The 13554-nt window shown below is 60.4% G+C and carries 10 protein-coding genes; 5 read left to right on the forward strand and 5 right to left on the reverse strand.

Translation table 11 applies throughout. The annotated features are described in order from the left end of the window. Window positions 1-20: 20 nt before the first annotated feature. Window positions 21-2084: a transketolase gene (gene tkt, locus L8I05_RS04910; RefSeq protein ID WP_242167382.1), complete on the reverse strand. Its 2064-nt coding sequence runs from the start codon at window positions 2082-2084 to the stop codon at window positions 21-23. A 174-nt stretch (window positions 2085-2258) separates the two neighbouring features. Here tkt and L8I05_RS04915 point away from each other — a divergent pair, with 174 nt between their 5' ends. After that, on the forward strand, window positions 2259-2483 hold the full coding sequence (locus tag L8I05_RS04915) for a DUF465 domain-containing protein (RefSeq protein WP_242167383.1): 225 nt from the start codon (window positions 2259-2261) through the stop codon (window positions 2481-2483). Window positions 2484-2653: 170 nt separating this feature from the next. Here L8I05_RS04915 and L8I05_RS04920 read toward each other — a convergent pair whose 3' ends face one another. Next, window positions 2654-4030: a VOC family protein gene (locus tag L8I05_RS04920; protein ID WP_242167384.1), complete on the reverse strand. Its 1377-nt coding sequence runs from the start codon at window positions 4028-4030 to the stop codon at window positions 2654-2656. 289 nt (window positions 4031-4319) lie between these two features. Between L8I05_RS04920 and L8I05_RS04925 the strand changes: the two genes are divergently transcribed. From L8I05_RS04925 to L8I05_RS04935, 3 genes are all read left to right on the forward strand, one after another. Further along, window positions 4320-5729, forward strand: a complete 1410-nt coding sequence (locus tag L8I05_RS04925) for an OprD family outer membrane porin (protein WP_242167385.1) — start codon at window positions 4320-4322, stop codon at window positions 5727-5729. 146 nt (window positions 5730-5875) lie between these two features. Then, window positions 5876-8512, forward strand: coding sequence for a glucosidase (locus tag L8I05_RS04930; protein ID WP_242167386.1), 2637 nt, complete (start codon window positions 5876-5878; stop codon window positions 8510-8512). Window positions 8513-8678: 166 nt separating this feature from the next. After that, a complete protein-coding gene (locus L8I05_RS04935; RefSeq protein ID WP_242167387.1) occupies window positions 8679-9272 on the forward strand; it encodes a hypothetical protein in 594 nt (197 codons plus the stop codon). 63 nt (window positions 9273-9335) lie between these two features. On the opposite strand, the gene L8I05_RS04940 is transcribed toward L8I05_RS04935, so the two are convergent. Both L8I05_RS04940 and L8I05_RS04945 read right to left on the reverse strand, forming a co-directional pair. Beyond that, entirely contained in the window at window positions 9336-9650 is a 315-nt protein-coding gene (locus tag L8I05_RS04940; protein WP_016969749.1) for an SCP2 sterol-binding domain-containing protein, read from the reverse strand. A gap of 56 nt (window positions 9651-9706) precedes the next feature. Beyond that, window positions 9707-10417: a histidine phosphatase family protein gene (locus L8I05_RS04945; RefSeq protein WP_242167388.1), complete on the reverse strand. Its 711-nt coding sequence runs from the start codon at window positions 10415-10417 to the stop codon at window positions 9707-9709. A gap of 195 nt (window positions 10418-10612) precedes the next feature. Between L8I05_RS04945 and sohB the strand changes: the two genes are divergently transcribed. Next, on the forward strand, window positions 10613-11638 hold the full coding sequence (gene sohB / locus L8I05_RS04950; protein ID WP_242167389.1) for a protease SohB: 1026 nt from the start codon (window positions 10613-10615) through the stop codon (window positions 11636-11638). Between the two features lie 278 nt (window positions 11639-11916). Here sohB and L8I05_RS04955 read toward each other — a convergent pair whose 3' ends face one another. Beyond that, entirely contained in the window at window positions 11917-13443 is a 1527-nt protein-coding gene (locus L8I05_RS04955; protein WP_242167390.1) for an MFS transporter, read from the reverse strand. Between the last annotated feature and the right edge of the window lie 111 nt (window positions 13444-13554).

Here is a 13554-nt window from a genome sequence, read left to right on the forward strand (position 1 = left end):
CCAGCTCCCACAGGTTTTGATCAGTGTTGGGTCAGTTGAATCTGTTCCTTCGCCAGCTTCACCACATTCTCAAGGGTAAACCCAAACTTCTCCTGCAACTTCGGCAGCGGCGCCGACGCGCCAAAGCTGTTCATCACCACCTTGGCGCCGGTCTGCCCGACATAACGGTCCCAGCCCAGCGGGCCAGCCTGTTCCACCACCACACGGGCTTTAACCGACGGCGGCAGCACGCTGTCGCGGTACGCCTGGTCCTGATCTTCAAACAGCTCCCAGCTCGGCATCGACACCACTTGTGCGGCAATGCCTTCGCTTTTCAACTGCTCATAAGCGGCCACCACCAGGCTGACTTCACTGCCGGTCGCCAACAACAACACCTTGGGATTTTCGGCGCCCGCCAACACGTAAGCGCCCTTGGCCGCACCGGACGCTGCGGCATACTTCGTACGGTCCAGCGTCGGCAACGCCTGACGCGACAACACCACGCAGCTGGGCCGATGGGTTTGCGCCAGCGCAACCTTCCACAGCTCCAGGGTTTCATTGGCATCACCCGGCCGCAAGGTCAGCAGCCCCGGCGTCGCGCGCAGTTGCGTCAAGTGCTCGACAGGCTGGTGCGTCGGCCCATCTTCACCCACGCCAATCGAGTCATGGGTAAACACAAATACCACCGGCAACTCCATGATCGCTGCCAGCCGAATCGGCGGCTTCATATAGTCACTGAACACCAGGAACGTCGAGGTGTACGGCCGCAGGTACGACAGCGCCATGCCGTTGGCAATCGCGCCCATCGCGTGTTCGCGGATACCGAAATGCAGGTTGCGCCCGCTGTAATCCTCGGCGCTGAAACGCCCTGCGCCGTCGAAGGTGAGGTTGGTCTTGGTCGACGGTGACAAGTCTGCCGAGCCGCCGAGCAGCCAGGGGATTTGCTGGGCAAAGGCATTCAGCACTTCACCACCGGCGGCACGGCTGGCCACGCCCTTGGCGTCGGTGTCGAAGTGGGGCAACTCATCTTGCCAATGCTCGGGCATTTCACCGGCGCGCATGCGGCGCAGTTCGTCTGCCAGTTCCGGCTCGTACTGTTCCAGCTGCGACAGGTGGCGCGTCCATTCTTCGTAGAGTGGCTGGCTGCGTTCAAGCAGCGCGTCACGCAGTACGGTGCGGGCCTCATCGGGCACCAGGAAACTGGAATCTTCGGGCCAGCCATACGCGGCCTTGGTCAGGCGGATTTCATCCGCGCCCAACGGCTCGCCATGGGCGGCGGCGGTGTTGTGTTTGTGCGGCGAGCCATAGCCGATCACGCTGTCGACCACAATCAGGGTCGGTGCGCCGGTATTGGTCTTGAACGTTTCCAGGGCGGTACTCAGGGCCTGCAGGTCATTGGCATCGGTGACATGCAAGGTGTGCCAGCCGTAGGCCTGGAAACGCTTGATCACATCCTCACTGAACGCCAGCTCGGTGTGGCCCTCGATGCTGATGGTGTTGTTGTCGTAGATCCAGCACAGGTTGTCCAGCTTCAAGTGCCCGGCCATCGATGCCGCTTCGCTGCTGATGCCCTCCATCATGTCGCCGTCGCCGCACAGGGTGTAGACGTTGTAGTCGAACAGCAGCTTGTCGTCGCGATTGAACCGCTGGCCCAGCCAACGCTCAGCCATGGCCATGCCCACACTGTTGGCGCAGCCCTGGCCCAGCGGGCCGGTGGTGGTTTCAACGCCGGTGGTCATGCGGTACTCGGGGTGGCCTGGGGTCTTGGAGCTGATTTGTCGGAACTGCTTGATGTCGTCCAGGCTGATCGCCGGCTGGCCGGAGCGCTTGCCGTGGGCATCGATCTCCACCACGCCAGCCAGGTGCAGCAGCGAATAGAGCAGCATCGATGCGTGCCCCACCGACAATACGAAGCGGTCACGGTTGGGCCAGTCGGGATGCTGCGGGTGATAACGCAGGAACCGGCTCCACAGCGTGTAACCCACCGGCGCCAGGCCCATGGGTGTGCCGGGGTGGCCGGAGTTGGCCTTCTGCACGGCGTCCATGGCCAGGGTGCGAATAGTGTTGATGCATTGGGTGTCGACAGCAGTGGCGGCGCGAGTCATGAAACCGTTCTCCCTCAGGTGGCGATCTACAGTGGAGGGCAGGGCGCGGCAAAGGTTTGATCCCATCGCCCGCCTGGCGACGAACGGGGATGCAGTGACCCAGGACATGACAACACCCCTTGGAATGGGCTAGCTTCAAAGCGTAGGCCATTGATCAACTTGCGGAGGTACTCCATGCCAGTGAAACACGACCTGCTACAGGACCTGGGTCTGAGCAAAGAAAAAGTCGACGAGCGCCGGGCGAAAAACCCCCACCTGAACGCGCTGTTTGATAAATACAAAACCGTCGATGACTTGGTAGTGACTGCTGAAAAGGCAGCTGGCAGTGACGAGGAACTGAAGAAGCTCAAGGAGAATCGCTTGTCTGTTAAAGACGAGATCAGGCAGCTTCTGGCGTAATTGAACGTCCGCGCTCCTACAGGGCGCGGACACATTTGTTCAGAATTGTCTGAGGGACAGGGCACTTTTCACTGTTTAAGATGCGCCCCGTCCACCCGGCTCTGGGGACTGTTGCGGCGCAAGGATTGCGCTGGTGAGCCGGGCGGGCACTCTGATTTCACCTCAGCATTTCACCCCAGCAGTGCCTGAATGCATTCATCGATGGAGCGCTGCTGCGTTTCGCCATACAGCTTCAACTCATCAATCGTCCGACGGCCCAGGGCCCTTTCGAATTCAGCCTGGTTTGAATTCGCCGCATAGTGACTCTGCGCCGCATCGCCCAGGTTCGACTGAAATATCCCCGCCGCACTCACCGGCAGAAAATCCTCATACACCAACGGTTCCACCGCCACATGGCCAGCCGCAATCAGCGCGTCCAGCGTGCGTGGCTGATTGGCTTGACCGCGCGCCGCCAGGCCTTGTTCGGTGGCGAAGTAGCGGAAGTACGCGAGCCCCTGTTCACGCATCTGGGTGTGGTTGTCGGGGAACGCTTCGAAGTGCTCCTCCATCAATTGCACATAATGCGCGGCGTTGGTCTCATTCGGGAACGCGCCCAATGCGTCGCGTGCGGCGTTCAGCAGTTGGTCGTAAAGGGCGCGGCCTTTTGGCGTCAGCGCGACGCCGCGCTGTTCGATTTCGCCGAAGCGCGCGCTGTGGCTGCCTTTGGCGTCGGTGAAGGCGATGGGTTCGTCGAGGGCCTTGAAGCTGGTCTGGCGCAGCAGGATCGGGCACTGGCGGCGCGGCGGCCCTTCGATCACGGCTTTGGGGGTGATGCCTTTGCCGGGCATGGCGGCCTGCACCTGGTCGATGTCCAGGGTGCGCGGGGTCAGGTGGTTGATGTGCGGGCCTTTGAACGCGACCACGTCGGCGATCAGGCGGTGCTGGTCGCTCAGTTGCTGGTATTGCGCGCCTGTGACGGTGGCGGTGTGGTGCCAGCGGAAGGTCTCCAGGGCTTGGCGTACGAATTCGTCGGCGTCACGGGCGTTGAGGCCGCCGTCGCGCTCCGCTTGTTCGATCAACGCCAAGGCGCGTGGGGTAAAGATGTTGCGTTTGGCCAGGGCGCTTTCGGCGAAGGTGCGCAGTTCGACGTTTTCGATCAATTCCAGGCGTAGCAGCGAGGTGAACACGCGGAATGGGCTGGTTTGCAGTGAGCGCTCATGCACCGCGCGAAAGGCGGTGGAATGCACCGGTACGCCGGCCGGCGTCAGGTCGTAATAGCCCACCGGTTGCATGCCCATCACCGCAAACAAACGGCTGATAGTTGCCAACTCATGGGCGGTGCCCAGGCGAATGGCACCGTGGCGTTCCATGTCCAGTCGATCAATTTCACCGGTGCGTTGCAACTGCTGGGCCAGGCCCGATTCACTCGCCAGCACGCGCGCGTTGGTCTCGGCCACCAGCGCCATCAGTGCGCCGTAGAGTGGAACTTCATCTCGGTACATGTCGGACATGGCCTTGGAAAAGTCTCTGCGAATCTCGTCGGGGCTGACATGTGCGGCGCTTGGCATAGAAAAATTCCTGAACACTGTGGAGAGGGTGCGGCCTTTCTCTGGATTTTGTTGGGCTGGCGGTGGTCTGGCAAACGAAGAATCCTCAGGACTTCATTCTGCAAATGAATGAAATGACGCAAATATGACAAAAAACCACAACTGAGAAATTTCATTTTCGAGCCGCCTTTCCTAACTAATTCTTCACGAGGCGCGCCCCGGTCCTCATGAAACAATCGTCACGTTTGTAGGGATGAAAACGCCGTTTCACACACAACGCACATAAAAATATGTTTAGGGGCCGTGACACATGAAAATTTCTACATTGGCGTTATCCATCACCGCCGCGTTGCTCGCGCAACAAGCGAGCGCTGATGATTTTGGGCTCGGCTCTCTGGGCACGGGCACAGGTCACAGTGGCTTTCTTGAAGACAGCCATGCTGCGATCAGTTCGCGGACCATGTACTACAGTGCGGACAACCGCTCGGGGACCAACAACGATCTGCGCGAAGCCGCGACCCTGCTGCGCTTCGACTACAAATCCGGCTTCACCCAAGGCACCCTTGGCGTCGGTTTCGACGTGATGGCGTTCGGCGCCTTGCGCCTGGACGGTGGCGATGGCCACGCAGCCGGCCCGGGCCTGGCGGGTAACGGCAACAGCTTCTTCCCGACCAAGAACAACGGCACTGAACCTGCCGACAGCTTTGGTCGCGCCGCCGGCAACGTGAAGTTCCGTATTTCCCAGACTGAGTTGCACGTCGGCGGTGGTTTGGCCCCCGTGTTGCCTATCCTGGTTTCCAACGACAGCCGTGTGGCGCCGCAGACCTTTGACGGCGGCATCCTCACCTCCAGCGACATTCCAAACGTAACGTTCACCGGCGGTGAGCTGAACAAGGCCGAAGGCCGTGCGTCCAGCAACTCCACAGGCCTGAGCGTTGCCGGCGGTACGCGCGACAGCGACAGCTTCAAGTTCGGCGGTGTGGACTACAAACCGTTTGGCTCGTCTGACAACGCCATCGCTAAAAACCTGACGTTGCAGTACTACTACGCCAACCTGCAGGACTTCTACAAACAGAACTACTTCGGCCTGGTCCACGTCCTGCCGCTGGGCAATGATCAGTCGTTCAAGACTGACCTGCGCTACTTCGACAGCACCAGCGACGGCAAAAACGGTGAAGCCGGCTACCAGTTCAACAACAACGGTGGCTATGCCAAACACGCTGGCGAAGTGGATAACAAAACCTACAGCGCCGCGTTCACCTACCAGTTGGGCGGCAGCAGCCTGATGCTCGGCCATATTGGCGTGAGCGACGATGGCGGCTTTGTCTGGGTCAACCAGGGCAGCATTGCCGATCCAAACGCACAAGGCGCAGGCGGCAGCGACTTCTACCTGTTCACCGACGCCGTAGTCGGCCAGTTCTCCCGTGCGGGCGAGCAGGTCAATTTCGGTCAGTACACGTATGACTTCAAGGCCTATGTGCCTGGCCTGAAAGCCTCCATTGCTTACCTGGACGGTACGGACATCAAGTCCAAAGTGGCTGGCGGTTCCGATCAGAAAGAGAACGAAACCGACTTCCGCCTGGATTACGTCGTGCAGCAAGGCCCACTCAAAGGCTTCGGCACTACGTTCCGTACCGGTACTTACAAAGGCCACAACACGGGCACCGCGGACCAGGATCAAACTCGCCTGATCTTCAACTACACCTACGCGATCTTCTAAGAAACCCCGCAGGGTTTTACCGCCGAAAAAATCGAGGCCGCCTAATCAGCGGCCTCTTTTTTTGCGCGAGTGGATCAGACTTCATGTGCATCCGCGCGTAGATGGGTTCTACACTGCGCCTCACTGTGTCAGTGATGGAGGAACCAATGACGGCCACGCCCGAGACCAACATCCTTGCAACAACTGAAGGCCAGCGCCTGGCCGCCCAAGACGCCGAGCGCTGGCGCGAGTGGGGCCCGTACCTGAGTGAACGCCAATGGGGCACGGTGCGCGAAGACTACAGCGCCGACGGCGATGCCTGGGCGTACTTCCCGCATGAACACGCGCGCAGTCGCGCCTACCGTTGGGGCGAAGACGGCCTGGCCGGGTTCAGCGACAAGGCGCAACGCTGGTGCCTGGGGCTGGCGCTGTGGAACGAGCGCGACACGATCATCAAGGAGCGCCTGTTCGGCCTGAACAACGCCGAGGGCAACCACGGCGAAGACGTCAAGGAGCTGTACTTTTTCGTCGATGGCGTGCCGAGCCATGCCTACATGCGCATGCTCTACAAATACCCGCATGCGGCCTTTCCCTACGCCGACCTGACCACCGAAAACGCGCGGCGTGGGCTCGAGGATGCCGAGTACGAGATCCTCGACACCGGCGTGTTCGAAGATAACCGCTACTGCGATGTCAGCGTCGAATACGCCAAGCACCAGCCCGACGATATTTTCATGCGCGTTACCGTGCATAACCGCTCGGACCAGCCGACCCGCCTGCAGGTACTGCCCCAGGTGTGGGCGCGCAATGACTGGAGTTGGACCGTTGACGCCCCCAAGCCGCAGTTGCGGCTTGACGGCGCACACGTGCTGGCTCGTCATCATGAGATTTCTGATCGCCACCTCAGCGCTTGGGGCCAGGACGGCGTGGAGTGGTTGTTCTGCGAAAACGAAAGCAATTTTCCCCGGCTGGACGGGCAACCGGCACCGGGCCCATTCAAGGACGGCATCAACGATTACGTGGTGAGCGGCGTGCAGTCGGCGATTCGCCGCGACGCGGGCACCAAAGTCGCCGCGCGTTTCGTCCTCGAACTGGCAGGCCAGGAAAGCAAAACCCTGTACCTGCGATTTGCGCCGACGGATGCGCCCGAGGTGAATGCGCGCAAGCTGTTTGAACAGCGTCGCGAGGAAGTCGATGACTTCTACGCGGCCCTGCAACACGGTATTACCGACGCAGACGCACGTAATGTGCAGCGTCAGGCCCTGGCCGGGCTGCTGTGGTCCAAGCAGCTCTACTACTTTGACGTAAACCAGTGGCTCGACGGCGACCCGGCCCAGCCCGCGCCACCGCCCGAGCGTTTGCATATTCGCAATACCCATTGGCGGCACCTGTCCAACTTCGACATCCTTTCAATGCCCGACACCTGGGAATACCCGTGGTATGCGTCCTGGGACCAAGGCTTCCAGGCGGTGGCGATTGCGCTGATTGACCCGGGCTATGCCAAGCAGCAGCTGTTGCTGCTGGTGAAAGACCGTTTCATGCACCCCAACGGCCAGTTGCCGGCGTATGAATGGCGTTTCGATGACGCCAACCCGCCCGTGCATGCCTGGGCCAGTTGGCGGGTGTATCAGCAGGACAAGGCGTTGACCGGTGTCGGCGACATGGATTTCCTCGAGCGGATTTTCCACAAGCTGCTGTTGAATTTTTCCTGGTGGGTCAACCGCAAGGATGCCGAAGGCCGCAACCTGTTCCAGGGTGGCTTTCTCGGGCTGGACAACATCGCGCTGTTCGACCGCTCGGCCACCTTGCCGCCGGGTTATCAGCTGGACCAGGCCGACGGCACGGCCTGGGTGGCCGCCTATGCACTGGACTTGATGCGGATCGGCTTGGAGCTGGCCAAGCGCAATGTCGTCTACGTCGATATTGCGGTGAAGTTTTTCGAGCATTTCCTCTACATTGCCGGTGCCATCAACCGCGTCGACGACAGCGCCGAAGGCTTGTGGGACGAGCAGGACCTGTTCTTCTACGACGTGCTGCACCGCCCCGATGGCCAGAACGAGCCGGTGCGCCTGCGCTCCATCGTCGGCCTGATGCCGTTGTTTGCCGTGCTGGTGCTGGAGCAGCGCGAGCATGAAGGTCTGGAAGGCTTGCGTGAGCGGCTGTTGGGTTTTATGCACCACCGGCCGGATTTGGCCAAGTTGGTGTCACGCTGGAACGAACCTGGGCAGGGCAATCGCCTGCTCCTGGCGCTGTTGCGTGGCGAGCGGACCAAGGACCTGCTGCGGCGCATGCTTGATGACACCGAGTTCCTGTCGGCTTTTGGCGTGCGCTCCTTGTCCAAGGCGTTTGCCGAACAGCCGCTGGGGTTGAAGATGAATGGCGACACACTGTGCGCGCGTTATCAGCCCGGCGAGTCCGACTCGCGCTTGTACGGCGGCAACTCCAATTGGCGCGGGCCGTTATGGATGCCGGTGAACTACATGCTGATTGAATCACTGCGCGAATTTCATCGGTACTACGCGGATAACTTCTCGGTGGAGTACCCAACGGGGAGTGGTTATCTGGCGTCCCTGGAGGAAGTGGCCGATAGCCTGAGCCAACGTCTCACGCGATTGTTTTTGCGCGATGAAGATGGCCAGCGCCCGTCGATGGCGGGTTATGCGCAATTGGAAGCAGACCCGGCCAGTCGCGATCTGGTGTTGTTCCATGAGTATTTCCATGGCGAAACCGGGCGTGGGTTGGGGGCGTCGCATCAGACCGGGTGGAGTGCGTTGGTGGCGTTGTTGCTGCAGCCGAAAATCTAAGCTGCACCACTGATCTGCTTTTCTGTGGGAGCTGGCTTGCCTGCGATGGCGGTGTATCAGCCACATGCGGATGGGCTGACCCACCGGTATCGCAGGCAAAAATTTCCCGCCACCAAAAGGTCTGAATCAGGTAAATTCGCCACCCCTTCAGACAAGGATGTAGACGATGGCGAATGTTATCGCGCGGGTTGGCAGTGCAGGCCTATTGGGGGCACTGCTGATCACCTGCGCAGTGTCGATCACTTCACTGTATTCCCGAGAAAGCGCCGCGGCCCCGCTGATGATGCATTGCAGCGAATGCGAGAAAGGTGACGACACCTTCGATGCAACAAAATGGTTCAGCAGCGGCATGTACCGCCTTGAAACGGATATTGTTCCCAACCCGATGCGGTCGATGACTCGCACTCATCCGGTGGTCTTCAAAGCCAAGGACAATGACCAACTGGTCGAGGCCGCGCTGCGTGGAATCAGCAATGTGCTCCCATCCTTCGATTCCCGCACGTTTGAAGCACAGTGGCCTGTGTTGACCAAGCGCGTACGTTACAGCTACAGCTTTTTTGTGGCGCCCGATGAACCCCGGGACCTCTATGACATGTACTTGCAAGTGGGCAAATACAAGCTGGTGATCGTGGTTGGGCTTGACGTCAATACCGGTGAAATCACCGCCGAGTATGAAGGGCGTGTGATACGTGAAAACGATGGTAATGACCCTGCGTACATGGACACGTTCGAAGAAATGGATAATGCCAACACCCGCTGACCGGGAGGCTGGCTGAACGAAAAATCCCGCCGAAAGGCGGGATTTTTTTTGAGCGCGGCCTTATCAAGCCGGGAACAGTTCGCTCAGCTTCATGGCCAGCATCATGTCGCCTTCGGTGCGCAGCTTGCCGCTCATGAAGGCCTGCATGCCGTCGGTGTCGCCGCTGACGATGCCTTCCATGGTTTCGCCGTCGGTCACCAGTGTCACTTGGGCGTCCGGGTTTTCGCCTTCCAGCAGTTCGCAGGTGTTGTTCTTCACCACCAGCGAGAAGTTCTGGGTGTCGTCGATACGGAAACCGAACACCAGGTCCAGGCCGTCGGCAGCGGCTGGGTTGAATTTGGCTTTCATTGCTTCTACAGCTTTGGCTACGTCAGTCATGGTTTCGATCCTTTAAGGTAGAGTCCAGTGACCTTGGGGTCACGGTTGGCCGCAATTCATCGGAAGGTGATGAGCTGCGGCGCCTTCAACAGTTGCAAGTGGCTATGACTGTTGAAGGAAGCCAGTGCCACCTCGCGACCGCGGAATTTCAGCTGGTTGAGCGAGGTGTTAACAATTTGCCAGTTCAGTTCGAAGGCCTGCGCCGCAGGCATCCGGGTAATCAGGTGGAGCAGGGCGGTGATGGTGCCGCCGGAGGTAAACACGGCGATTTTGTGTGAGTTTTCAGCCGCTTCAAGCATGCGCTGCAAACCACCCTGGACACGCTCGACGAACCCCAGCCAGCTTTCCAGGCCGGGCGGGTCGTAGGTGCCGGCCAGCCAGCGCTCGACGATCAGGGCAAAAATGCGCTGGAATTCGCCGCGGTTCTGCGCCGCATTGCGCAGGATCTCCAGCGCATCTGGCTCGGTGCTCAACAGGTCGGGGAGCAGGGCGCGGATGATGGCGTCGGCGTCGAACTCGTTGAAGGCGCTGTCGACTTCAAGTGTCGGCACCGGCAGGCCAAGGGCACGGTATTGATCGAAGGCGGCGGTGGCGGTGTGCTGCTGGCGACGCAGGTCGCCGGCGATGCAGCGGTCGAACGTCAGGCCCAGGTCGGCCAGATGGCGGCCGAGCACTTGCGCCTGTTCCACGCCGACGTGCGACAGGACGTCATAGTCGTCTGCACCGAAGGAGGCCTGGCCATGTCGTATCAGATAAATGCTGCCCACGTCCGTTTTCCCGGTACGTTGAAAGTCTGGCGAGGTTATGAGGATGCCTGCGAGCTGTCAATGAAAAAACATACGCTTGTTTTAAAAGCGCGTTAGAGCGCTTGGCTGCTGGCGGTTTGAGCACTGGTCGCCCGGCGATAGCCTCGGTATGCTTGGGCGATCCGCGCCTGGCGCCGTGCATTTTTAAGGGGACACATGGATTTTTTGGCTGAATACGCGAGCTTTCTAGCGAAGACCGTCACTCTGGTGGTCGCTATTTTGGTGGTATTGATCAGCTTCGCGGCGCTGCGCAGCAAAGGCCGTCGCAAGTCCGCCGGCCAATTGCAGGTCAGCAAACTGAATGATTTCTACAAAGGCCTGCGTGAGCGCCTGGAGTCGAGCCTGCTCGACAAGGACCAGCTCAAGGCCCTGCGCAAGTCTGAAAGCAAAACCGAAAAGAAAAACAGCAAGAAAAAGCCTGAGGCCAAGCCACGGGTGTTTGTGCTGGATTTCGATGGCGACATCAAGGCCTCGGCCACCGAGAGCCTGCGCCATGAAATCACTGCGCTGCTGAGCCTGGCCACCCCTAAAGATGAAGTGGTGCTGCGCCTGGAAAGCGGCGGCGGCATGGTGCACAGCTATGGTTTGGCGTCCTCGCAACTGGCGCGTATCCGCCAGGCCGGCGTGCCGTTAACCGTGTGCATCGACAAAGTCGCGGCCAGCGGCGGCTACATGATGGCGTGCATCGGCGAGAAGATTATCAGCGCACCCTTCGCCATCCTCGGCTCGATTGGTGTGGTGGCGCAGTTGCCTAACGTCAACCGCCTGCTGAAAAAGCACGACATCGACTTCGAAGTGCTGACGGCCGGTGAGTACAAGCGCACCCTCACCGTGTTTGGCGAAAACACCGAGAAGGGGCGCGAGAAGTTCCAGGAAGACCTGGACATTACCCATCAACTGTTCAAGAACTTCGTGTCGCGCTACCGCCCACAGCTGGCAATCGATGAGGTTGCGACCGGAGAAGTGTGGCTGGGTGTTGCAGCGCTCGACAAGAGGCTGGTCGACGAGTTGCAAACCAGCGACGAATACCTGGCCACCAAGGCCAAGACCGCCGACGTCTTCCACCTGCACTATGCCGAGCGTAAAAGCCTGCAGGAGCGCGTGGGCCTGGCGGCCAGCGGTTCGGTGGACCGGGTGCTGCTGACCTGGTGGAGCCGGTTGACTCAGCAGCGGTTCTGGTAACCACTGATCGCTGACTGATCGTTCCCACGCTCTGCGTGGGAATGCATGCTGTGACGCTCCGCGTCACCCTTGCGAAGGGCTTGAGTCTGGCGAGGTTGGACGCGGAGCGTCCGGGGCGGCATTCCCACGCAGAGCGTGGGAACGATCAGATACCAGAATGTAGGTAATCCCCTTGTGGGAGCGGGCTTGCCCGCGATAGCGGTGTACCGGTCGATACATCTACCGACTGAACCAGCGCCATCGCGGGCAAGCCCGCTCCCACATGGAATTCAGTGTGTTCAGTGTGTTGGCAAAGACTGGGGCAGCAAGGGAATTGGTTTTCTCATTAAATTCCCCACCACCAATGCCCCCAGCAACGCCAACAAACCCGCCACCCACAATACCCCGCCGAACCCACTCACAAACGCTTGCCGCGCCAGCGGTTGCACCACCGTGCGTGCCGTCTCCGGCAACAATGCCATGGCCGCCGGCATATCACCGGCCACCACCCGCGATGCAATCCCCGCCGCCTGTGCCTGCCACTGCACGTCGATACTTGCGCGCAGCATCTTCTCACTATGGCTGCTCAACAACGCCCCATACACGCCGATGGCCAACATGATCGCGCTGAAGCGCATCGTCGTACTCATCCCCGACGCCATGCCCGCCCGGTCCCGTGGCACGCACGCCATGATGTTTTTCTGCGTATCACCATTAAGCAGGCCTGCACCGGCGCCTGTCACCGCAATCGCCAGGGCGAAGGGCAGGTAGCCGCCGATAGTCACCGCCCAGGCACTTAACAGGTTGCCACAGCCGACCAGGGTCAAGCCGGTCGCCATCATCGTCGCCGGCGCAAATCGTCCGGCCAGGCGCGCGCCGATCCTTGGGCAGATCAGCATGGTCAGCGCAAACGGCAACATGCCCAGGCCCGAGGCAATCGCCGAAAAACCCAAGCCGTTTTGCAGATAAAACGGCAGCAGCGTCATCATCACTTGGGCGCAACCGGCGTAGGCAAACATGCCCAGCAGCGCACCGATAAAGCGCGGGTGCCGGAACAACTGCAAGTCCACCATCGGCCGCTGTTGCACGCGCTCGGCCATCACGAACACACCCAGCAACAGTGCGCCGCCGATGAGTCGCACGTAAGTCAGGGAGTTGCCCCAGCCGATACGATTGGCCTCGATCAGCCCCCAGATCAGGCATAACAGGCTGGCGCTGAAGGCCAGGCTGCCCCACGGATCCAGGCGCGCTGACTGAGTGTCGCGGGACTCAGGAATCGCCCGCAGCACCAGCGCCATCAACCCCAGGCCCACGGGCAGGTTGAGATAGAAAATCCAGCGCCAGCCCAGGTACTGCGTGATCAAGCCGCCCAGCGTCGGCGCGGCGGTCATCGCCACGCCCATGCATGCCCCCCAGAACGCCCAGGCTTTTGCGCGCTCGGCTTCATCGTGGAAGGTGTGGCCGATGGACGCCAGCGCCGAGGTCAGCAGCAACGCCGCGCCGACCCCTTTTACGGCGCGGGCAATGTCGAGGAACAACGCATTCGGCGCGGCCCCGCACCCCAGGGACGCCAGGATGAAAATGCTCAAGCCCCAGATCAGCGTTTTCTTGCGTCCAAAACGGTCGGCGATGCTGCCGGCCGGCAATAACAACGCGGCGAACGCGAGCATATAGGCGCTGACGACCCACTCGATGTCGGCGAAATTGGCGCCCAGGTCGCGGGCGATGCTGGGCAGGGTCACGGCGACGATATTGGTGTCGAGCACGATCAGTGAGCACACACCGGAGGCGGTGAGCAGCGTGAGACGAGGGCTGACTCGGTTCATGATTTAATTACCTTGCAGGTAATGTGGGGAATACGCTTGACGGCCATCGCAAGGGCTCTCTAGTGTTGAGGTCTCGCTAGCGTATTCCCAGCTTCTGCGGTTTTTATTAGC

Source organism: Pseudomonas sp. MONT-RG-20F-20-E-7-02, assembly GCF_022662395.1.
Classification (GTDB): Bacteria; Pseudomonadota; Gammaproteobacteria; order Pseudomonadales; family Pseudomonadaceae; genus Aquipseudomonas.